The organism is Nocardia sp. NPDC019219 (genome assembly GCF_040632645.1).
In the GTDB taxonomy this organism is placed as follows: Bacteria; Actinomycetota; Actinomycetes; order Mycobacteriales; family Mycobacteriaceae; genus Nocardia; species Nocardia sputorum.
In genome coordinates, this window is record NZ_JBEYCG010000023.1 from 83,542 (window position 1) to 105,082 (window position 21,541).

The following is a 21,541-nucleotide window of genomic DNA, read 5'->3' on the forward strand; positions in this document are numbered from 1 at the left end:
TTCGATGACGCCGAACCGGCCGCGCCATCTCGATTCCCCGCTGGTCGCGGCGCTCATCAAGTACATGTCGAGAGCCCAGGTGTGGGTCTTCCGCCGGACCGCGGGACACGTCGGCGGGCGATGGCGGATCGGAGCGGGCTTCCGCAAACCGGTGCCGACGCTGCTGCTCGAGCATCGGGGCCGCAAATCGGGCAAGCTGTTCACCGCCCCGCTGCTGTACCTCGTCGACGGCGACGATTTGGTGATCGTCGCCTCGCAGGGCGGGTTGCCGAACCATCCGCAGTGGTACTTCAACCTCCTGGCACATCCCGCGGCCATGGTGCAGATCGGCGCCGAGCAGCGCCGCGTCCGCGTCCGGGTGGCGACGCCGGAGGAGCGAAAACGCTTGTGGCCCTCGCTGGTAGCGCTCTACGCGGACTTCGACGCCTACCAATCCTGGACAGAGCGCGAGATACCGGTGCTGATTCTGCGGCCGGACGACGAGGGGCACTGAGCCCGCGCCCGGCGCGTCGAACGCGGTCCGCACCCGCCCTCCCTCCATGATGTTCAGCGTTCCCGGCGCGCTGGGCGCTGTCCGCCGCCGGAGCAGTGCGACGCAATCGATCGACTCGACAGAGGATGGGAGAGCGTGTGGCGAAAATGGGTAGGCGGAAACGGTCCAGGCTGATCACCAGCGGAATGCTGCGCGAGAAGCACCGGACGGACGAGCCCGGCGAGCCGGCGCGCCCGGCGCCGGAGCTTCCGGACGAGGTCGAGACGGAGGTCGCGCTCGACCTCGACGCGCTCGCCGCGCGGGTGCGTGCGCGGCGGCGGGAGCGGAAGTGGACCCAGGCGGATGTGGCGGGCAACGGCGGCCCGCCGGCCAAGCTGGTCAGCGAGATCGAGCGGTCGCGCAACGCGCAGCCGAGCGCCGAGGTGCTCGACCGGCTCGACGCGGGACTCGAGTGGCCGCCCGGCACCAGCGCGATGATCTTGCGCGCCGAGCAGGCAAGCGAACTCGCCGCGGCGCACTGATCGCCGATTCGAAAATCGGCCGGTCGGAGAATCATTCGATATCTCCGACCGGTCGAGCCGGAACGCTCATAGGTTGCTGTGGGCGCTGCTAGGCTGCTCAGCGACCCTGAACGACTGCTCTTGCGCCGCCGGAGTGCGCGGGTCCGGCCGTGCTGGACGCAGGTGTGAACCCGATGAAGGATTGGACGAATGATGAAACTCCGCGGCACCACTGCGGCAGCGATACTCGCCATCGGCTCGCTCACCATCGGCGCGGGCGCCGCGCACGCCGAGCCGGCTCCCGACATCACCTACTCGGCCAAGATCGTCGACCAGACCGTGGTCGCCGCACTCCGGGGCGGGACCTTCGAATTGTCCAAAGCGCTGCGTGATCAGCCCGCAGGCGACGAGCACGCCCGACTAACCGAGCGCGACGGAGTGCTCGTCGACCACACGGGCACCCCGGCCGATATCGCGCAAGTGATCGACGTGGTCGATATCCGCGACCGCGACGGCCACGTCACCATGACGTTGCCGCTCGACTTCCGGCTCGCGGGCGCCGCCATTCCGGTGCGTCCCGAGGTGAAGAAGGACAGCACGGTGCTGGAGCTGAAGCCGACCCGGCCGGAAGGCGTCGCGATCACCGAACCGCTGGTCGCCACACCGGTCGCGTCGATGACCGAGAATCAGCGCGCCCGCGACGAATTCGCCAGCCAGTTCGGACTGGCCACGGCCATCGGAGGTTTCGTCGGCACCGCCATCGGCGCCACGATCGGCTGCCTGGTCACCATCGCCCTCGGTTGTGTGGCCGGCCTGCTGACCGGCGCGAGCCTCGGCGGCATCCTCGGAACCATCGCGGTCGGCGGACCCACGCTCGTCGTGGCGGGCGTCGACCTGCTCACCACGCTGCAGGCGGCCGAGGGCACCACCCGCTTCGCCGACAAACCCGTCCAGGCCACGCCCGCGCAACCCAAGTGATTCCGTCCCGGCGGTGTGCCACGCCGCCGGGCGAGACCTTCGACGACCGCGCCGCTACAGCGGCGCGGTCGTCGTGTTCGAGCGTCCCACGCGCTCGTCGTTGATCAGGTGATAGGCGCGCCCCAGATCGTCGAGCGCGCGCTCCCATCTGGTGTCCGCGTCGTGGCCGCGGGGATTGCGGCTGAGCAGCAGCAGGACTTCGGCCGCGTCCGCCGACCGCGCGGCGGCGTCCAACAGCACCGGCACCGGATCCACGGTGGCGCCCGCCGCCAGCGCGCCGATCCGGTCGTGCAACCAGTGCGCGTCGAAACGCGCCTGCTCCGTGGGGTTCTCGCCGTTCACCGGGAGGGTGCTCACCGCCGCGGCCCTGGCGGCCTCCTCCTCGTCCATCGTCGTGGTGACGACTTGGCGCAGCTCACTGCTCGCGATCCGATGTAGCAAACCGATCAGTAGGACGCGCTCGGCGTCCGGACCACGCAGACCCGTGTCGTCCAGTCGCCCGCCGACCTCCTCCGGGTCGACGCGCAGGATCGACAGAACCGCTCGCAACTGCGCAATCGTTACCACTTCGTCCGCCCCTCCTCATCGTCGCGGCCCCACCATCACACCTCGGCGACAGCCTGCCAAACCCGAGGCGCGTTAACCGTCCGGTAGCCCTTTTGCCGGTCCGGCGTGTCTTCACCCTGCGGTCCAGGTCACCTCGAACCGCAGGATAAACCGGGGTCCAACTTGGGTACTCCAGAAATCATGAGAGCGATACCGGCGCGGGTCACTGGTGACACGACCACGCCCGCAGTGCGCGAGTCCGAACACGGCGGTGCGATCGCGAGCACGAAATGGCGGCGGATCAGGGAGGTGATCGCCACCCGCACCGTCGCCGATGCCACGCGAGAAGTGTCGATCGAGGTGGGAAAACCGCAGATGGCACCGGGTGACACCGGCGTGGTGTGCGGATTCCGCATCCAGGGCATCGGGGAGCGGTGGGCGCACGGCGCCGATTCCATCGCCGCTCTGTACCGCGCTTTCCAGGAGATCGCTCAGGAGCTGCGGGAGGCCAACAGCCACGGCGCGCACTTCGCCGTGACGGAGCCCTCCGACCCCGGGTTCCCCGCCGCCCCCACCCGTCCGTCGCGCGCCGCCACGACCGCCGTGCACGAACCGCAGGCTCTCATCGCCGCCCGCACGCTGCGCGATGCCGACAGCTCGTTGTCGATCATCATCGGCAGGCCCTACCTGGCGGCCGACCGGCGCAAGCATCTGTGCCGGTTCCACATCAGCGAGCAGGGCGCGTCGGTGGCCAGCGGTGTCGACGAGATCCAGGCGCTGCACAACGCGATCAACATGATCAGCGAACGCCTCGAGCTGCCGCAGGATTGGCCGGTCAGCCGCCTGTCCTGAGACCCAGACGCACAATTCCGCGGCGAACCGCCCAGCCGGTCCGGATTCGGCATCGAATCATCGGTTGGTGGATCGTCGTTCGACCGGCGCGGCATCCCGCGCCATGAGCAGTCCGGCCGCCCGTCGCCGACCTTCCCCCACGTCCTGAACCAGACCGTGGCGGAGTCGAGCGTCGCCAGGAGGGAACTGCCCATGGAATTCATCTCGCCGGTGGACGCCCTGTTCCTCGTCGCGGAATCACGCGAGCATCCGATGCACGTCGGTTCGCTGTCGATCTTCGACCCCGCGGACGGCACCGGGCCCGAGTTCGCCCGGCGCGCGTACGCGACGCTGGCGGCCGACCAGAACTTCCACCCCATGTTCCGCAAGCGCCCGGCCCGGTTGTTCGGCACTCCGCAGCTGGCCTGGACGGTGGACAGCGCCGTCGAGCTCGATTACCACGTCCAGCGCTGGGCGCTGCCGGAGTCGGGGGGCTTGGACGCCCTGACCGAGGTGACCGCAGGGCTGCACAGCACCCTGCTCGACCGGCACCGGCCGCTGTGGGAAGCACATCTGATCGAAGGGCTCGCCGGCGACCGGGTCGCCTTGTACGCGAAGATGCACCACGCGCTCATCGACGGCGTCGGCGCGCAACGGCTGCTGCAGCGAACGCTCACCACCGACCCCGAGTCCGGCGAGGCGCTGGTGCCCTGGCATCTTCCGCCGTCGACCGGGCGCCGTGAGCACGAACCGCGCAAGCACACGCTCGGCACCCGGGCGCGTGCGCTGCTCGCCGCGGCGGGCTCGGCGCCTTCCGTGCTACGCCTCGCCCGTACCGCACTGCTCGAACAGCAATTGACACTGCCCTTCGCCGCGCCGCGCACCATGTTCAACGTCCCGATCGGCGGGGCCCGCCGGTGCGCCGCCCGCTCCTGGCCGCTGGACCGGATCCGGCAAGTCAAGAAGATGACCGGCACCACGCTCAACGACGTGGTGCTGGCCATGTCGGCCGGTGCGCTGCGCACCTATCTGCTCGAACACGTCGCGTTGCCGGACAAGCCGCTGATCGCCATGGTGCCGGTCTCCCTGCGTCCGGAATCCGACGACGGCGCGAGCGGGGGCAACGCCGTCGCGGCGCTGCTGTGCAATCTCGCCACCGACCTGCCCGACCCGGCCGCGCGGCTGGCCGCGATCAGCTCCTCGATGCATCGCAGCAAGGAGATCTACCGGGCGCTCTCGCCCGTACAGGCGGTGTCGCTCTCGGCGCTGACGTTGAGTCCGCTCGCGTTGTCGCTGCTGCTGCCCGCCACGGTCGCGCTGACCAGCCCGCCGTTCAACATCGTCATCTCCAATATCCCGGGGCCGCGCGAACCCCAGTACTGGAACGGCGCCCGCGTCGCCGCCAGCTATCCGCTGTCGATCCCGCTCGACGGCCAGGCGGTGAACATCACCCTCACCAGCAGCGCCGACAGCCTGGACATCGGCATCGTCGCCTGCCGCCGCAGCGTGCCCGATGTGGCCAGGCTGCTCGATCACTTGGAATCCGCGCTGACCGATCTGGAGGACACCGTCTACTGATCGCCGGACGCTGCCGTTGTGCCGAGACCTCGTCGCGCCCAGCAGGCGGGGTCAGGACGAACTCGCCGTCCCCAGCCCGTTGATCGACGGCGGCAGCTCCGGTGTGGCCGCGCCGGGACCGGCGAGCAGACGCTTGAGGATTTTGCCCGTGTCGCCGCGGGGCAACGCCGACAGGAAGGTGACGTCCCGCGGGACCGAGAAGCGGCTCAACCGGTTGCGGATGTAGGTGCGGACCATATCCGAATCCAGCCCCGCCCCTTCCCTTTTCACCACGAACGCCACCAGCCGCTGACCGAACTCGTGGTCCGGCACACCCACCACCGCGACGTCGCTGACCTGCGGCAAATGCGCGAGCGCCTCTTCGACGGGACGGGGGAAGACGTTCTCGCCGCCGGAGATGATCATCTCGTCGTCGCGCCCGGCGATGAACAGCCGCCCCGCGGCGTCGAGATAACCCAGATCGCCGGTGTCGAGCATGCCGTATGCCTCGTCCGGCGGCGCGGAGTTGACGTAACCGTCGAACAGCATGTGATTGCCGACGAAGATGTGACCGGTGGCCCCGATCGGCAGCCTGCGATGATCCGGTCCGAGTACGGCGACCTTGGTGCCCAGTGGCGGGCGTCCCGCCGTGGTCGGGGAGGTGTGCAGGTCCTCGGGGGTGGCGATCGTCGCCCACGAGACCTCGGTGGAGCCGTAGACGTTGTAGAGGACGTCGCCGTAGGCGTCCATGAAACGCTCGACGGTCGCGCCGGCCAGCGGCGCACCACAGCTGATCATGTGCCGCAGGCTGGAGGTGTCGTAGCGGCCGCGCACGTGCGCGGGCAGATCCAGGATGCGCTGCACCATGGTCGGCACCACGATCACCGTGTTGACCTTGTGCTCGGCGATGCGGCGCAGGCAGTCTTCCGCGTCGAAGCGTTCCGCGAGCACCACGGTCGCGCGCAGCGCGGTGCTCAGTTGCAATCCGGCCAGCCCCCAGGTGTGGAAGAGCGGCGCGGGGATCAGCATGGTCTCGTCCATCTGCATCGGGATGCGCGACAGCAAGGCCGCGATGGACCCGAAGCCCTTCGGATGCGGCCTGCGCGCCCCCTTCGGCGTCCCGCTGGTGCCAGAGGTGAGCACGATGAGCCGGCCCGGCTGGGCAGGCGTGCGGAAGGTCGTGTGCCCCTCGGCGACGAGTTGGTTCACGGTCGTCCGGTCCGGCACCGGGGGGCGTTCGTCGGTGTTGTATCGCGGGATGTCGGCGTGCAGATAGCGCACCAACTCCTCCAGGTCACCGTCGACGAACAGCGCCGACAACCGGTCGCGCTGGACGATCTCCTCGATGGTGCGGCCCGCGAGCCCGGAATTGAGCAGCGCCACGTCCACGCCCAATTTGCCCGCGGCGACCATGCATTCGACCATGGCCGCGTGATTGCGCGCCAGCAGGCCGATGGCGTCACCCGGACCGAGATCGTGCGCCGCCATCGCGCCGGCCAGCGCGTTGGTCCGCTCGTGCATGTCGGCGAAGGTACGGGTGCCGCGATCATCGATGACGGCGATGCGCTCTGGCGTGGACGCCGCTCCCGCCGCGTACCCGCCCGCCAGATTGAACCCCCACTTCGCCAGCGAGCGCAGCTGTTTGAAGCTGCGATCGAGACGAACCGGCAGCACGACGCCGGTGGCCACCATCTGCCGCGCGACGCCCGCGTTGCGCCGGATCGGCGAATCCTCGCCGTTGACGACCAAGGACGTGCGCGCGCCTTTCGCGACGTCGGCCACCCGCTTCAGCCCGCTCTTGGTCCAGTCCGCGATCGCCACGTTGGACAACTCGGCCACGCGCGGGTGCACCCGGCTCGGCGCGAAATAGGTGACCGTGACCTTGGTGCGCTCCTCGTCGCCGTGCAGCCGCACCGACGCGAAACTGCCCAGCGCGGCGTACTGCATCTCGAAACTCTCGTACCACCGGCCCACGCTCAGCCGGATCTGGTGGGTGCGGATGCCGGACCGGTAGGTGCCGACGCGCATCTGCCAGACGACGGTGCCATCGGCCGATTGGATCTGCTCGCACGCACCGATACCGGTGAACATGCGCGGATACGTCTGCGGTTCGAGCAGCAGATCCCAGATGGTCTTGCGGGCGATCGCGAACTCGGCGACCACATCGATGACATCGGTAACCAACTTGTGCACTTCTCGTCGGCCGGTTCGAAGAACTTCGGGTCGGCGGGTAGCTCCTTTGTAACGTCAGTCACAGATAAGGTCAAGTAGCCCCCGGCTCGTCGCCACTACCAGCGATACGCAGGAAATACGCTGCGATTGCCCAGCATTCACCTGCGCCTGGGAACCGGCCCAAAGCACGCGCGCCGCGCCTGTGAATCAGCCCAACGATCACGTAAACGCCCGCCGTCCGCCGACCGCCGCTCCTAACGTCGCAGACGCCTGCTCGGCAGGACCGCACGCTGGCTGGAGAGGTTATGGACGACAAGCCCGCACGACGAATCGCGCACTCCCGCGCCGAGGAAATCCTCGATTTCTTCGGCAAATGCCGAGCGTGTGGCTATCCCGCTTACGCGGCCACCACCACGGTGCGTTACGACAACGGCGATATGGAGACCAAGGTCATCGCCAGTTGCGCCCTGCCGTGCGGCTGGACGGGCGAGGTCTCCGCCACGCCGATGACCGAGTCGGCCGCGCGACCGCGCACCTAGACCGCCTCAGGCGGCGCTCGACGCGAGTTCGTCGGAGCCGAGCGCGCGCTCGCGCAGGTTGCCCAGAATGCGGGCGAGGATGCGCGAGACCTGCATCTGGGAGACGCCCAGCTGCTCGGCGATCTGGCTCTGGGTCCGGGACTCGTAGAAGCGCATGATCAGCACCTGCCGATCGCGCGGCGGCAGCTCGGCGATCAGGGGACGCACCGCCATCGCCTGCTCCAGCAGGTTGTAGCACGGTTCCTCGGCGCCGAGCGTGTCGGCGAGCGACTGCGGCGCGCCCTCGGCGTCCTCTCGGCCGCCGGTGTCCAGCGAGTTGGTCTGATAGGCGTTGCTCGCGACGAGCGCTTGGGTGACCTCACCCAGTTCGACGTCCAGCTCTTCGGCGATCTCCCTGGCCGTCGGCATCCGGCCGAGGCGGTGCGACAGCGCTTCGGTGGCGGGGCCGACGCGCAACTGAATCTCCTTGAGGCGGCGCGGCACTCGCAACGACCACGTGTTGTCCCGGAAGTGCCTGCGCACCTCGCCCATGATCGTGGGAACCGCGAACCCGAGGAAGGAACTGCCGCGCGAGACGTCGAACCGATCCACCGCGAGTACCAGCCCGACCCGCGCGATCTGCAGCAGGTCCTCGTAGGCCTCACCGCGACCGGAGAACTTGCGGGCGATGTGCTCGGCAAGCGGAAGACAGCGCCGCATCACCTCCTCGCGCAGCGCCGCGCGGTGCGGATCGCCCTCCTCCATCGCGGCCATCTTCTCGAACCACGGCTCGATGTTGTCGTAACTATCGCCCGCGCGGGTACGGCTCGCCGTGGCATTTCCGTCGGTCGTGAACTCACGTGTCATCAAATGGTCCTCGTTCCCAACTGAATTCGATAACGGTCGGGTACCCGCCGAGATCGGAATCAAAAGGGTCACGGGAAATCGACCGGGAACTGGTGAGCATGCGGACCAATTCCCAGCTCAACGGGTCGCTTTCGACCTCGGCCACGGCCACGGCGTCGACGCGCACGCTCATCCGGCCCAGGCCGTAGGTGAACGCGCAGCCGAGCGTCGAGCCGGGAACGGCGCCCGCGATGAGCATGGTGGCCGCCTCGTTCATCGCCAGGCGGATATCCGCGGCCGCGTCCAGCGGCACCTCGGCGACCAGGCAGACGGTGTCGCTCAGCGCGCGGATCAAGGCAAGGTGCCGCGCGTCGGCGGGGATCCGCACCGCGACCGTGGTGGTCTCGGTGGCGGGCGCGCCGAACGCGCACGTGATCAGCCGCATCAGACCGTGGCGAGCTGCGCTTGCCACATCCAGTGCAACTGCTCCAGCCGGGCCGCGATCGCCAGGAACAGATCCTGGGTCACCGGATCGGCCTTCTCGGTCGCCGCAATCCGCTCACGTAGTCGCTTGATCACGGCGGCGAGGTTGCCGACGATCGTGTCGATGATGTCGGTGTCCTGCTGCCAGCCCTCGCCGATGCCCAGCGCGCCGGAATCCTTGGCCACGGTCGCGGCGCGCCCGTCCGGGCTGACGCCGACGGCGGTGGCGCGTTCCGCGGCCGCGTCGGTGAACTCCCGCGCCGCGGTCACCAATTCGTCCAACGCCAGGTGCACCGACCGGAAGTTGGAGCCGACCACGTTCCAGTGCGCCTGCTTCGCGATCAGCGACAGGTCGATCAGGTCGACCACCGTCGCCTGCAGAGTCTCGCCCGCGATGCGCTGCTGTTCCGGGTCCAACGTACTGGTGATGGGTTGGGACATGGTTTGCACCTTTCTGCCGTCGATCCGGGTCATCGACGGTCTACCCAGTCGTGCCGCGCTAAACCTTCCGGTAGAGTGCCGGGCCGGGAAAACGGGGCGGGCGCCCCGGCTCATGGCGCGGCCCTGCTGCTCGACTCGTCCAAGCGGAGCGGGGGCGCGAACAGGCTGGTAGGACCGATGCCGGGCACCACGCGGTCGGCCGAGCGGAGCGACGCGACACGGTGGCGATCGGCGACGACGTGACCGAATTCGCACCCGCCCCGCTTCTGTGTGTGCGGACCGTTCGGGTCCGTCCGGAGGCGGCAATGCCATCGCCGCACCACGGTGCTGATCCGCAACCGGGCGACCGGCTCGGACAGCTCGACGCACCGAGGCCGCGCCGCCCGGCCCGGGACCGTCGCTGCACTATGGTGTGATCCACACAACACGGGGAGGTGCGTGATGCCGGAGCGGACGGCGACGCCCTTACGGGCAGCGACGATGGCGGGATTCGCCGGTCGCGTCTCGACACCGAGTTACGACCGATCCCGGATCTCGACGGGCATAGTGCATTTCGGAGTCGGGGCGTTCCATCGAGCCCACCAGGCGATGTACGTGGACCGCTTGCTCGAACGCGGGCTCGGGCAGGACTGGGGTATCTGCGGGGTCGGCGTCCTGCCCGGTGATCGCCGGATGCGCGATGTGCTACGGGCCCAGGACGGCTTGTACACGCTGTCGACGGTCGAGCCGGACGGCACGTGGACCACACGCACGATCGGCTCCCTCATCGAGTACCGGTACGCGCCGGACGATCCGGAGGCCGTCGTCACGAAACTCGCCGATCCCGCCACCCGGATCGTCTCGCTCACCATCACCGAGGGTGGCTACCACATCGCCGCCGCCACCGGGGAGTTCGACGCCGACGATCCCGGCATCCGCGCCGATCTCGCCGGGACCGGGGCGCCGGTGACGGTTTTCGGGCTCGTCACCGAAGCGCTGACCCGGCGCCGATCCCGCGGCGTCGCGCCGTTCACCGTGCTGTCGTGCGACAACATCGAGGGCAACGGGAACGTCGCGCGGCGGATGTTCGGCACGTTCGCCGGGCTGCGCGATCCCGGACTCGGATCCTGGGTGGCCGAGCAGGTGTGCTTCCCGAATTCGATGGTGGACCGGATCACGCCGGTGACCCCCGCCGCAGCGACCGGCGAGATCGAGCGTCGCTACGGCCTCACCGATCAGTGGCCGGTAGTGACCGAACCGTTCGTCCAGTGGGTGCTGGAGGATTCGTTCGGACTCGGCCGACCGGCCCTCGAGGAAGTCGGAGTGCAGGTCGTCGACGATGTCACCCCGTACGAACTGATGAAACTCCGGTTGCTGAACGCGAGCCATCAAGCGCTGTGCTACTTCGGCTATCTGAGTGGCTACCGGCTGGTCCACGAAGCCGCGCGGGACCCGGCCTTCCGGCGCTTCTTGCTGCGCTATATGGACACCGAGGCGACGCCGACGCTGCGTGCGGTGCCCGGAGTCGACCTGGACGACTACAAGCGGACGCTGCTCGACCGGTTCGCCAACCCCGCGATCGGCGACACCATCGCCCGGCTGTGCGCGGAATCCTCCGACCGGATTCCGAAGTGGCTGCTGCCGGTGGTCCGGGCCCAGCTCGCCTCCGGCGGCGACATCGAGTGCGCGGCGGCGGTCGTCGCGAGCTGGGCTCGCTACGCCGAGGGCGTCGACGAGCACGGCGAACCGATCGAGATCGTGGACCGGCTGCGTGACCGGCTGATTCCCCTCGCCCGGCGGGAGCGCGAGGAACCCGCCGCCTTTCTCGGTGAGCGCTCGCTGTTCGGCGACCTGATCGAGCACCCTCGGTTCGTGGCCGCGTACTCGGCCGCTCTGCACAGCCTGCGCACCAGGGGAGCGCACGCCACCGTGGCGGAGCTGGCCCGCTAACGAGGAGTGACGCGGGCGACCGCGCGGCAATCCGCGCCGACCGCGAACCACACGTCCAGGCTCGATTCCCCGCGTCGCGCGACGAGCTCGACGTTCTCGCCGGACCGCACCGGCTTCCCGTATTCGACGACCACGCGGTGCGGCCCGGATTTCAGTTCGGCGTGATCGGCGAGTACCTCTTCGAGCGCGGTGAGGTAGACGGCGTTGTTCATATGGTCGAGCAGGTCGATATCGGTGACCCGCAGCGGGAAGGGCCGGATCTGCACGCCGGGTTCACCTGCCGCCGGCATGGGCTCGGTGAGCTCGGCCTTCCAACGGAGCCGATGCTCGGTGGTGCACGCCAGCATGGGCGCGAGGAACCGGTCGCTCATCCTTGTCGGCACGCCCGACTCCGTGCCGAAGTGGATGAGGAAGCTCTCGGTCTCCACGAGGCCGCCCGCGCTGCCGGAGATCTGCACCCGCATCGCGCACCACCGGGTGGACGTGGCCGAGGGCCAGCGCCGCAGCGTCGCCCACTCACCGAACGCGAGTGGTTTGAGGGCGTCGATCACTGTCCGGCGGATCACCCACAGCCGGTGGATATCGCCGTCCGCCAAGACGTCGAGATGGTCGTAACCGACGTCCTGGAGGTAGCGCGCGACGCCGTCGAGTCGCAGGCGCTGGTCGCGGTCGGTGTCGGCGAGACGCACGGGCCATCCCGTCTCGAAGGGAGTGAGGACGGCCGGCGGTTCCGGCAGCACGCTGGGAATGACCATGACCGGATGATGCCAGCTATTTGCCACTCCGGCGACGAGTACGCGCATATCGTCATCTATACGAGAAGATGGGCGGTTTTATTAGTAAATTTCATGGAACATGCCGCACCGAAAGCGAATCGCCAGCAGTTAGCTCGTGATCGGATGGCAATCACGTCGTGTACGCTGCGGGGTCCCGTGGGCGCCGCCCGTCGGCGAGTGCGCGTGCCGGATCCAGGAACGGGGCAGCCTGACCGTCCCCCGCCCCGAGTGGCCGGATCGCAACCTGTCCGAGCGACGAGATCCATCGGCTTCAGCGGCCGGACGACGGGGCCGAGGACCTCGCGAGGCGTAGCAGGTGCGGGGGCCGCGCCAATGGGGCCCCGCCTACGGCCGCGACAGGATGTGCGCGCCTTCGAGCGCACACCCGTGCCGACGCCGGCCGCGGGGCCGCCTCCGGTCTCGGGTGACCGCCTACTTCCTCGACCGATCCCGCTTCTCTCGCACACGCACCGAAATGCGGACCGGCGAACCCGCGAACCCGAACTCCTCGCGCAACCTGCGCTCCAGGAAGCGCCGGTAGCCCGCTTCCAGGAAGCCGGTGGTGAACAGCACGAACGTCGGCGGCCGGGTGGTCGCCTGGGTGGCGAACAGCACGCGGGGCAGCCTGCCGCCGCGCATCGGCGGCGGGGTCGCGGCGATCACTTCCTTCAGCCAGGTGTTGAGCCTGCCCGTCGAAATGCGCTTGTCCCAGGACTCGAGCGCGGTCTCCATGGCGGGCACCAGCTTCTGCACCGCGCGACCGGTCTGCGCGGAGATGTTCACCCGCTGCGCCCACGGCACCCGCATCAGCTCGCGGTCGACCTCACGCTCCAGCTGCAGGCGGCGATCCTCGTCGACCAGGTCCCACTTGTTGAACGCCAGCACCAGCGCCCGCCCGGAATCGGCGACCATGCTGATCACCCGCAGGTCCTGTTCGGTGATCGGCTGCGAGGCGTCGATCAGCATGATCGCCACCTCCGAGGCCTCCAGCGCGGACTTGGTGCGCAGCGAGGCGTAGAACTCGGTGCCGCTGGCGTTGGCGACCTTACGGCGCAGCCCCGCGGTGTCGATGAATTTCCAGACCTTGCCGCCCAGTTCGACGAGGGAGTCGACCGGATCCACCGTGGTGCCCGCGACATCGTGCACCACGGAGCGCTCGTCGCCGGCCAGCTTGTTCAGCAGGCTCGACTTGCCGACGTTCGGCTTGCCGACCAGCGCCACCCGGCGTGGGCCCGCACCGCCGGTCCCCTCGCGCGGCGTCTCGGGCAGCACCTCGAGCACGTCGTCGAGCAGGTCGCCGGTGCCGCGGCCGTGCGCGGCGCTGACCATGCGCGGCTCACCTAACCCGAGCGACCACAGCGCCGCCGCTTCCGCTTCCACCCGCTGGTCGTCGACCTTGTTCGCGACCAGGATGACCGGGACCGCGGAACGGCGCAGTTTCCGCACCGCCGCCTCGTCGGTGGCGGTGGCGCCCACGACGGCGTCGACCACGAGCAGGATCGCGTCGGCGGTCTGCATGGCCAGCTCGGCCTGGCGGGCCACCGATTGCTGCAACCCCTTGGCGTCGGGCTCCCAGCCGCCGGTGTCCTGGACCAGGAATCGGCGGCCTGCCCAGTTCGCCTCGTAGGACACGCGGTCGCGGGTCACGCCGGGAATGTCCTCCACGACCGCCTCACGGCGGCCGAGAATCCGGTTCACCAGCGTCGATTTGCCCACGTTCGGGCGCCCGACCACCGCGAGCGTCGGCATCGCGACGTGGTGTGCGTCCTCGAATTCGCCCTCGAGCTCGGCCAGCTCCCAGTCGGCCTCGTCGCTCCAGACGCCATCGCCTGCCAGCACGTCCTCGTTCATCGGTCACCTCCGGCCCGGTACGCCGAGACCTGCTCCGCCACAACGCGATACAGCTCGTCGATGACCTCGTCCATGGACAGTTCGCTGGTGTCGACGTCCACCGCGTCCTCGGCCGGGCGCAGCGGGGACACCTTGCGGGTCGAGTCGAGGGTGTCGCGGCGCTGCACGTCGGCGAGCACGCCCGCGTAGTCGTCGCCCCGGCCCTCGGCGATGTTCTGCTGATTGCGCCGGTGGGCCCGCGCCTCGGCGGAGGCGGTCAGGTAGATCTTGGCGTCCGCGGCGGGCAGCACGACGGTGCCGATGTCGCGGCCCTCCACCACGATGCGCCCCGCGGCCGCCGTGATGTCGCGCTGCATGGCGACCAACAGCTCGCGCACCTCCGGCACCGCGGAGACCGCCGAAACGGCCTTGGTGACGGCGTCACCGCGAATCTCCGACCGCACGTCCTCGCCGTCGAGTTCGATCACCTCGCGGCTGGGATCGGTGCCGATCGACAGCGGCAGTTCCTTGACCGCGGCGGCGATGGCGGCGGTGTCGGTCAGCTCGATGCCCGCGCGCAGCACGCGCAGCGTCGCCACGCGGTACATGGCGCCGGTGTCGAGGTACCGGGCGCCGAGCCGGGTGGCAAGCCGCCGCGACACGCTCGACTTGCCGGTGCCCGACGGCCCGTCCATGGCGACCACCAGCGGGCTCGTACCGGCCATCCGCGCCGGCGCCTGCACCGGGATCTCCACACCGTTCACAACGACACCGCCTCGTAGAGTTTGCCGATTTCATCGCGGCCGAGCACCCGCAGGGTGCCGGGCCGTTGGTCGCCCAGCGCGACCGGACCGATATGGGTACGCACCAGCCGGACGACCGGATGGCCCACCGCGTCGAGCAGGCGCCGCACGATGTGCTTGCGCCCCTCGTGCAACACCACCTTCACCAGGGAACGTCCCTCCCCCAGTTCGAGCACCTGGAAGCGGTCGACCTTGGCGGGGCCGTCCTCCAGCTCGACGCCTTCCCGCAACCGCTTGGCGACCGCACGATTGTTCACCTCGCCCTGCACCGTCGCCAGATAGGTCTTCGAGACCTCGAAGGACGGATGCATGAGCCGGTGCGCCAGATCGCCGTCATTGGTGAGCAGCAGCAGGCCCTCGGTGTCCGCGTCCAGCCTTCCGACATGGAAGAGGCGCTGCCCCGCGGCGACCCGCTCCGCCACGATGTCGCCGACGCAGGGGCGCCCCAGATCGTCGGACATGGTGGATTGCCAGCCCTTGGGCTTGTTCAGCGCGACGTGCACGAGTTCCTCGCGCACCATCACGCGGGTGCCGTCGACGCGCACCACGGCGTGCTGCGGGTCGATCCGCAGGCCCTGCTCGCGCACGATCATGCCGTCGACCTCGACGCGGCCCTGCGCGATCATCTCCTCGGCGGCCCGGCGCGACGCGACGCCCGCCTTGGCGAGGACCTTCTGCAACCGCTCTCCCTCGCCCCATGGGAGCTTGGTGTGGCCACCGGACTCGGTGACCTCGACGTTCTGGTGGCGCGCGGGCTTGGCATTGCTCAGCAGCGGCGGCTGCACGGCCTGGCGCTGCGGCTTGGGCTTCTTCTTACCGGCCGCGGCCGTGTGCCGCTGCGGATTGGGAGCCTGCCCCGATCCGCGCTGCGCCAGTCCCCGGCCCGCACCACCCTGCTGGGCGCCACGGGCGGTTACCCCCCGCTGGGCCGAACGCGCGTCGCGCGAATTCGAGCTGCGGCCGGCCCCGCCCCGTTCGGGCTGGGCGCCGCGTTTCCTACGATCCGGTGTGCCATCTCGGCGAGCGGGCGTATTCATGATGTCCTGTCACTCTTCGGTGCCGAGGTCCAAATCGGCCTCGGCGGGTTTCTTCAGCCTGGTGTACCGGGGGTCGGTCTCCAGGCTCTCGTTGATCTCATCGATCAGGTCGACGCCCGGAAGCAGGGGCGCCAGCGGCGGCAGGTCGCTCAGCGAAGCGAGCCCGATCCGTTCCAGGAACAGCTCGGTGGTGCGGTACAGCGTCCCGTTGGTCTCCGGGTCGACGCCTGCTTCGGCGATCAGGCCCCTGGCCAGCAGCGTGCGCATCACCCCGTCGACGTTCACGCCGCGCACCGCGCTGACCCTGGTCCTGGTCACCGGCTGACGGTATGCCACCACCGCCAGCGTCTCCAACGCCGCCCGGGTCAGTTTCGACCGGGAGCCGTCGAGCAGCATCCGCTCCACATACGGCGCGTACTCGCTGCGAGTATAGAAGCGCCAGCCGTCGCCGACGAAACGCAGATCCATCCCGCTGGACCGCGCCGACAGTTCGGCGGACATCGCGCGCAGGGTGTGCTCGACGCGCTCCGCGGTGTCGCCGAGCGCGGCCGCGAGCTGGTCAGCCGGTGCGGGCGAGTCGACGACCAGCAGCATGGCCTCCAGCGCGGAACGGAACTCGTCGTCCGCGAGCGGCTCCGGGGTGAGTTCCACCACTGCCTCGCTCACGACCGAGCCTCGCCGGAGCCCGGCCCCGTCGTGCGCGATCGCGCGCTGTGCTCGCTCACCCGTAGTCCTCCTCGATTGTCACGGTGTCCGCCTGCTGCGCGGCCTCGTCGCCGATCCAGCTGACCGCCAGGGGTCCCAGCGGATCCGGCTGGTCGAACTCGATCGTCTTGCCGCGATACAGCTCGAGCAGCGCCAGGAAACGGGCGACGATCTGGACCGGCACCTCGCAGTCGGCGACCAGCTCGCCGAACGAGGTCCACGCGCCCGCACCGCGCTGTTTGAGCCGTTCCAGCACCAGGGCCGCCTGCTCGGCCACCGAGATCGCGTGCGTGTGCAAGTGGTCGAGCCCGACCTTGGGTACCGGACGGGGCCGGAAGGCCGCCGCGGCGATCGCGGCGAACTCGGCCGCCCCGACACCCAGCGTAACCTCGGGCAGCAGGCCCGCGTAGCGCTCCTCCAAGCCGACCGCCCGCGGATAGCGGCGCAGCGCGGCCGCCTCCAGCTCGCCGAGCAGTTCGGCGACCTGCTTGAACGCGCGATACTGCAGCAGCCGGGCGAACAGCAGGTCGCGCGCCTCGAGCAGTTCGAGATCCTCGGCGTCGGTCATCTCCCCGGACGGCAGCAGGCGCGCGGCCTTCAGATCCAGCAGCGTGGCGGCGACGACCAGGAATTCGGTCGTCTGGTCCAGGATCTTGTCCGCGCGCAACGTGTTCTGCCGCGCCATGTTCGCGGTCAACGCCTTGGTGTAGGCGATGAACTCGTCGGTGACCTTGTGCAACGCCACCTCGGTGACGTCCAGTTTGCGCGAGCTGATCAGGGTGAGCAGCAGATCGAACGGACCCTCGAAGTTGCTCAGCCGCAACCGGAACCCGGACGGCTCGGCCGTCGGCTGCTCCCCCGCCTTCGCTGTGCCCGGTGAAGATCCGGAGGCGTCCGGCGAACGACCGGCTGCGTCAGGTGCGCCCGCAGAACCACCGACTGCGTCGCGCGCGCCCGCCGGACCACCGGAAACCTCAGATGTTTCCGGCGAAGTACCAGGTGCGTCCGCCATGCCGGACGACATGCTCCGCGCAGGCGGTGAAGCGTCAGGTATGGGTGAGACATCCGCCGAACCGCCCGATGCGTCCCGCGCGTCCGGCGGACGACCGGCTGCGTCCGCTGCGTCCGCTGCGTCCGGTGGAAGGCCGGATGCGGTCGGCAAGGCGCCACCTGCGGCTTCGGCCACCGCCGAAGCCCCCGAAACGTACCGTGCGGCGTCCGGACCGACAGACGTTTCCGGTGCGTCCGCTGGACGGCTCACGGTCCCGGGTGCATCCGGCGAAAGGCCGGGTGCCGGTGAAGCGGCACCTGCGTCCGCCGAACGGGCGGACGGGTTCGGCGCATCCGGCGAACCGCCGCGGGCGTCCGGCGCGTCAGCGGGCCGATCAGCCGATATCTCGGCGGCCTCCCGCGCGGCAGCCTCGATGGGCTGCGTGGGTGGGCTCGTGGACGGTTCCTCCGCGCCGTGCGGCCGGAGCGGGGCATCGGCGTCCGGCTGGGGCGCGGCGGCTCCGAGAATGGCCGGGTTCGGGCGCCGGGGCGCCGCGTCCCGGCCCGCGGCGATGAACGCGGCGGCCGCGTTCCCGAGCGCGGGAGGCTGCCCCGGACCCGTCGGGTCCGGCGAGTCGGCCGCGCGGTCGTCGGGCCTGGCTGTCGATCCGGCCGAGGAAGACCCCTGGCCGGACGGGTCGTGGTGGGACGCAGACGAGGGGTCGGAGCGGCCGCTCACCGGCCGGATCGGTGGATGACTTCCCTGGCCATCGACCGATACGCTTCGGCGCCACTGGATTTCGGCGCCCATGTGGTGATCGGCTCGCCCGCGACGCTGGCGTCCGGGAAACGGACGGTGCGCGCGATGGCCGTGTCGTAGACCAGCTCACCGAACACCTCGACGACGCGCGCCATGACCTGGCGGGAATGCAGCAGTCGAGAGTCGAACATGGTGACCACTATTCCGTACAGGCTCAGCCGCGGATTCAGCCGGTCCCGCACCTTCTCCACGGTGTCGTTGAGCAGCGCGAGCCCGCGCAGCGAGAAATACTCGCACTCCATCGGGATGATCACACCGTCCGAACAGGCCAGCGCGTTGACCGTGAGCAGGCCCAGCGAAGGCTGGCAGTCGATGAGGATGTAGTCGTAGCGGTTGCGCACCGGCTCCAGTGCGCGTCCGAGCGATTGCTCCCGGCCCACCTCGTTGACGAGCTGGATCTCGGCGGCGGAGAGGTCGATGTTGCTCGGCAGCAGATCCATGTTCGGGACACGCGTCTGCATCAGCACGTCATCGATGGACACCTTGGAGCCGATGAGCAGGTCGTGCACGGTCGAGTCGAGATCGTGGTGGGCGACACCGAGACCGGCCGACAGCGCGCCCTGCGGATCCAGGTCGACCAGCAGCACGCGCCGGCCGTATTCGGCCAGCGCGGCACCGAGATTGATGGTGGAGGTGGTCTTGCCGACCCCGCCCTTCTGGTTGCACATGGCCACGATCAACGCGTCACCGTGCTCGCCGACCGGCGGCGGGTCCGGCACCAGCCGCAGCGGCCGTCCGGTCGGGCCGAGCGTCGCGTCCTCCGGGACCGGCTCGACGCCGTGGCCCCACAGCGTTTCCGCCGCGGCGTCCGAGTACGGACCCGGTCGCGAGCCCGTAAGCGGCTCCGCCCCAGCACCCATCGGCGGCTCTGCCGCTCCGGCTGTCGTCACGATCCGCTGCTCCTTATACGTTCCTGCCCGTTGCCTCGCCGAGCGTAGCGAGGCCGATCAGGGCCGACCTCGCTTTCGTGCGGTCCAGCTCTCGATAGACGCTACCGCTTGACGGCACTCGAGTGCCGCGCCTGCGCGCGGCGTGTTCGTCCTGTGCTGGTCAGCGCCATTGCGGTCCGCCATCGAAATGAACATCGAACCGGTCGTGCAATTCGTTCATGCTGTCCCAGTCCGCCTCCCCGCGCGCTATCCGGCCGAGTTGCCGGAAGTACTCGAAGCGGACGATACCGGGTGTGAGCACAGCCAGAAACTCCGCGGGCCCCTCCGCGCCGGCGCCGAAGGCGTGCACGACCCCCGGTGGCACCACCACCAGGCCGCCTTTGCCCACGGCGTTGCGGGCGCCGTCCACGAGGAACTCCATCGTGCCGTCCAGCACATAGAAGATCTCGGTCGACTTCGTGTGGTGGTGCGGCCGGGTGCCGTCCGCACCCGCGGCCAGGGTGAGCCGATTGGCGCCGAACAGCCCTGCGGAGTTCTCGCTGTCCTCGAGCAGCCGGAAGGAGCCGCCCCCTGGTAGCGGAACCGCCTCGACGTCGGCCTCGTGGACGATGAAAGACTTTGCCATGCAGCTCACCTCGTATCGTGGTCGGAGTCCGGGCCGCCGGTGAGCACACCGCACGCACCCGATGACCGAAGACAACCGGACCAGAGTCCACTTTGTTCCGCCCACGAGCCGCGCCGGCGGAAACCGCCCACACGAGTGAAATCGCCGAGCGCCGAACGGGTTACCGTGCGCGCGGGTGCGCGGTCGCCCAGACTTCACGCAAGGTGTTGACGGTGACCAGGGTGTAGATCTGGGTCGTGGTCACCGAGGCGTGGCCGAGCAGTTCCTGCACCACCCGGACATCGGCGCCACCGTCGAGCAAGTGGGTGGCGAAGGAGTGCCGCAACGTGTGCGGCGATACCGCCGCCGCGATACCGGCCCGTTCGGCGGCGGTGTGCAGCACCTGCCAGGCGCTCTGCCGGGACAGCCGCGCGCCCCGGGCGTTCAGGAAAAGGGCTCCGGCATTGCCCTTTCCGCGCGCGGCGAGCACCGGCCGTCCGCGCACCAGGTAGGCGTCCACGGCGGCCAGGGCCGGCCGCCCGATCGGCACCAGGCGCTGTTTCCCGCCCTTGCCACGCAGCACGACCGACCGTTCCTCGAGATCGAGATCGTCCACGTCCAATCCGACCGTCTCCGAGATCCGGGCGCCGGTGGAATACAGCAATTCCAGCAGCGCGCGGTCGCGCAGGCCGCGCGGTCCGCCGTCGACGCCCGCCGCGGCGTCCCCCTGACCGCCACCCGCCGCCTCGAGCAGCCGCAGCACCTGGTCGTAGGGCAGCGCCTTGGGCAGCCTGCGGCCCGGCGCGGGCGGCTTCACCGCGTGCGCCACGTCGGTGTCGGTCAGCCCCTCCGCGGCGGCGAAGCGATGCCAGCCGCGCACGGCGATCAGCGCGCGGGCCACCGAACTCGCCGCCAGCGGCGGGTGCCCGTGGCCGCCCGACCGCAGCGCCATGGTGAACTCGGCGACGTCGGACTCCGCGACCCGGTCGAGCGAGCGAATGCCGCGCCCGGTCAGGAAGTCCAGATAGCGGCCGAGGTCACGCCGGTAGGCCCCCAGGGTGTTGGGCGCGACGCCGCGCTCGACGGCGAGATGGTCGAGGTAGGCGTCGAGCTCGCGACCGAGCACCTCCGGTCAGTCTTCGGACTTCTCGGCCGCCTTGCGGCGGAGGAAGGTCGTGGGCTGACCGTCCCAGGGCGCGTCCGGCGGCCGCGGTTCGATGCCGCCCGCCCGCGCGGCCGCCAGCGCGAGCACGCCCGCGACCGCGGTGGCGTTGACGATCTCCCCGCTCAGCGCCGCGCGGACCGCCGCGTCGACCGGCATGCGGACCACCTCCAGATCCGCCTCCTCGAATTCGGGATCGGGCCGGTCGGTCTCGTACAGCCCGCGGGCCAGGTAGATCCGCAGCGCTTCGTCGGTGAACCCGGGCGAGAGCGCGACGTCCACCAGGACCGCCCATTCCCGGGCGGCCAACCCGGTCTCCTCGGCCAGCTCGCGGCGCGCCGCGAGCAGCGGATCCTCCCCGGGCACGTCGAGCAGCCCGGCGGGCAGCTCGAGCAGCCGCCTGGCGATCGGGTGGCGGTACTGATTGATCAGCACCACGTTGCCGTCGTCATCGATCGCGGCGACGGCGACGGCGCCGTGATGCTCGATCACCTCGCGCTCGACGACCCGGCCGCCCGGCATGCGCACCTGGTCGAGCCGCAACGCGAGGATCGCGCCGCTGTAGACGGTCTTGCTGGATTCGATCTCGAAATCGTGGCTGCCGGGCTCGGCAGCACCCCCGTTGGTCAT

The 21,541-nt window shown here is 69.8% G+C and carries 22 protein-coding genes; 7 read left to right on the plus strand and 15 right to left on the minus strand.

Annotated elements, in window-relative coordinates; genetic code table 11:
• Nucleotides 1-4: 4 nt before the first annotated feature.
• From ABZ552_RS31700 to ABZ552_RS31710, 3 genes are all read left to right on the plus strand, one after another.
• Nucleotides 5-493, plus strand: a complete 489-nt coding sequence (locus tag ABZ552_RS31700; RefSeq protein ID WP_281919057.1) for a nitroreductase family deazaflavin-dependent oxidoreductase — start codon at nt 5-7, stop codon at nt 491-493.
• 146 nt (nt 494-639) lie between these two features.
• Nucleotides 640-1,014, plus strand: coding sequence for a helix-turn-helix domain-containing protein (locus tag ABZ552_RS31705; RefSeq protein WP_281874233.1), 375 nt, complete (start codon nt 640-642; stop codon nt 1,012-1,014).
• A 189-nt stretch (nt 1,015-1,203) separates the two neighbouring features.
• Nucleotides 1,204-1,971, plus strand: coding sequence for a hypothetical protein (locus ABZ552_RS31710; RefSeq protein ID WP_350356339.1), 768 nt, complete (start codon nt 1,204-1,206; stop codon nt 1,969-1,971).
• A gap of 54 nt (nt 1,972-2,025) precedes the next feature.
• On the opposite strand, the gene ABZ552_RS31715 is transcribed toward ABZ552_RS31710, so the two are convergent.
• Complete coding sequence (locus tag ABZ552_RS31715) at nt 2,026-2,520, minus strand: hypothetical protein (RefSeq protein ID WP_281874235.1); 495 nt, start codon at nt 2,518-2,520, stop codon at nt 2,026-2,028.
• Nucleotides 2,521-2,718: 198 nt separating this feature from the next.
• Between ABZ552_RS31715 and ABZ552_RS31720 the strand changes: the two genes are divergently transcribed.
• Nucleotides 2,719-3,369: a hypothetical protein gene (locus ABZ552_RS31720; RefSeq protein WP_281919059.1), complete on the plus strand. Its 651-nt coding sequence runs from the start codon at nt 2,719-2,721 to the stop codon at nt 3,367-3,369.
• Nucleotides 3,370-3,561: 192 nt separating this feature from the next.
• Nucleotides 3,562-4,926: a wax ester/triacylglycerol synthase family O-acyltransferase gene (locus ABZ552_RS31725; protein ID WP_281874239.1), complete on the plus strand. Its 1,365-nt coding sequence runs from the start codon at nt 3,562-3,564 to the stop codon at nt 4,924-4,926.
• Between the two features lie 51 nt (nt 4,927-4,977).
• On the opposite strand, the gene ABZ552_RS31730 is transcribed toward ABZ552_RS31725, so the two are convergent.
• Nucleotides 4,978-6,996: an AMP-binding protein gene (locus tag ABZ552_RS31730; RefSeq protein WP_281881042.1), complete on the minus strand. Its 2,019-nt coding sequence runs from the start codon at nt 6,994-6,996 to the stop codon at nt 4,978-4,980.
• A gap of 386 nt (nt 6,997-7,382) precedes the next feature.
• Between ABZ552_RS31730 and ABZ552_RS31735 the strand changes: the two genes are divergently transcribed.
• Nucleotides 7,383-7,616, plus strand: coding sequence for a hypothetical protein (locus ABZ552_RS31735; protein WP_281874241.1), 234 nt, complete (start codon nt 7,383-7,385; stop codon nt 7,614-7,616).
• A gap of 6 nt (nt 7,617-7,622) precedes the next feature.
• Here ABZ552_RS31735 and ABZ552_RS31740 read toward each other — a convergent pair whose 3' ends face one another.
• From ABZ552_RS31740 to ABZ552_RS31750, 3 genes are read right to left on the minus strand one after another with little or no spacing between them, the layout of a single operon-like run.
• Nucleotides 7,623-8,462 (minus strand): RNA polymerase sigma factor SigF, encoded by an 840-nt coding sequence (locus ABZ552_RS31740; RefSeq protein ID WP_357441587.1) that lies wholly within the window; start codon nt 8,460-8,462, stop codon nt 7,623-7,625.
• Entirely contained in the window at nt 8,452-8,886 is a 435-nt protein-coding gene (locus tag ABZ552_RS31745; protein ID WP_281874246.1) for an anti-sigma factor, read from the minus strand. The genes ABZ552_RS31740 and ABZ552_RS31745 overlap by 11 nt, the downstream gene beginning before the upstream one ends.
• Entirely contained in the window at nt 8,886-9,365 is a 480-nt protein-coding gene (locus ABZ552_RS31750) for a DNA starvation/stationary phase protection protein (protein WP_281874248.1), read from the minus strand. The genes ABZ552_RS31745 and ABZ552_RS31750 overlap by 1 nt, the downstream gene beginning before the upstream one ends.
• Nucleotides 9,366-9,845: 480 nt before the next feature.
• Between ABZ552_RS31750 and ABZ552_RS31755 the strand changes: the two genes are divergently transcribed.
• Nucleotides 9,846-11,294, plus strand: coding sequence for a mannitol dehydrogenase family protein (locus ABZ552_RS31755; protein WP_357441608.1), 1,449 nt, complete (start codon nt 9,846-9,848; stop codon nt 11,292-11,294).
• Here ABZ552_RS31755 and ABZ552_RS31760 read toward each other — a convergent pair.
• From ABZ552_RS31760 to ABZ552_RS31805, 10 genes are all read right to left on the minus strand, one after another.
• Nucleotides 11,291-12,049: an acyl-ACP thioesterase domain-containing protein gene (locus ABZ552_RS31760; RefSeq protein WP_281919061.1), complete on the minus strand. Its 759-nt coding sequence runs from the start codon at nt 12,047-12,049 to the stop codon at nt 11,291-11,293. The genes ABZ552_RS31755 and ABZ552_RS31760 overlap by 4 nt on opposite strands.
• A 453-nt stretch (nt 12,050-12,502) precedes the next feature.
• Entirely contained in the window at nt 12,503-13,921 is a 1,419-nt protein-coding gene (gene der, locus ABZ552_RS31765; RefSeq protein ID WP_281874252.1) for a ribosome biogenesis GTPase Der, read from the minus strand.
• The gene (gene cmk / locus ABZ552_RS31770) at nt 13,918-14,625 is read right to left on the minus strand and encodes a (d)CMP kinase (protein WP_281881045.1); all 708 of its coding nucleotides are present in this window, start codon (nt 14,623-14,625) and stop codon (nt 13,918-13,920) included. Before cmk ends, der begins: the two co-directional genes overlap by 4 nt.
• A gap of 35 nt (nt 14,626-14,660) precedes the next feature.
• Nucleotides 14,661-15,740 carry a pseudouridine synthase gene (locus ABZ552_RS31775; RefSeq protein ID WP_357441590.1) on the minus strand — a complete coding sequence of 360 codons (1,080 nt, stop codon included), beginning with the start codon at nt 15,738-15,740 and terminating at the stop codon, nt 14,661-14,663.
• A gap of 9 nt (nt 15,741-15,749) precedes the next feature.
• Nucleotides 15,750-16,406, minus strand: coding sequence for an SMC-Scp complex subunit ScpB (scpB, locus tag ABZ552_RS31780; RefSeq protein WP_281874256.1), 657 nt, complete (start codon nt 16,404-16,406; stop codon nt 15,750-15,752).
• Between the two features lie 55 nt (nt 16,407-16,461).
• Nucleotides 16,462-17,268: a segregation/condensation protein A gene (locus ABZ552_RS31785; RefSeq protein WP_281874258.1), complete on the minus strand. Its 807-nt coding sequence runs from the start codon at nt 17,266-17,268 to the stop codon at nt 16,462-16,464.
• Between the two features lie 902 nt (nt 17,269-18,170).
• Nucleotides 18,171-19,145, minus strand: coding sequence for a ParA family protein (locus ABZ552_RS31790; protein WP_245548908.1), 975 nt, complete (start codon nt 19,143-19,145; stop codon nt 18,171-18,173).
• 160 nt (nt 19,146-19,305) lie between these two features.
• Nucleotides 19,306-19,770 (minus strand): cupin domain-containing protein, encoded by a 465-nt coding sequence (locus tag ABZ552_RS31795; RefSeq protein ID WP_281874261.1) that lies wholly within the window; start codon nt 19,768-19,770, stop codon nt 19,306-19,308.
• Nucleotides 19,771-19,930: 160 nt separating this feature from the next.
• A complete protein-coding gene (gene xerD, locus ABZ552_RS31800; protein ID WP_281874264.1) occupies nt 19,931-20,875 on the minus strand; it encodes a site-specific tyrosine recombinase XerD in 945 nt (314 codons plus the stop codon).
• Nucleotides 20,876-20,881: 6 nt separating this feature from the next.
• Nucleotides 20,882-21,541 carry an NUDIX hydrolase gene (locus ABZ552_RS31805; RefSeq protein ID WP_159839722.1) on the minus strand — a complete coding sequence of 220 codons (660 nt, stop codon included), beginning with the start codon at nt 21,539-21,541 and terminating at the stop codon, nt 20,882-20,884.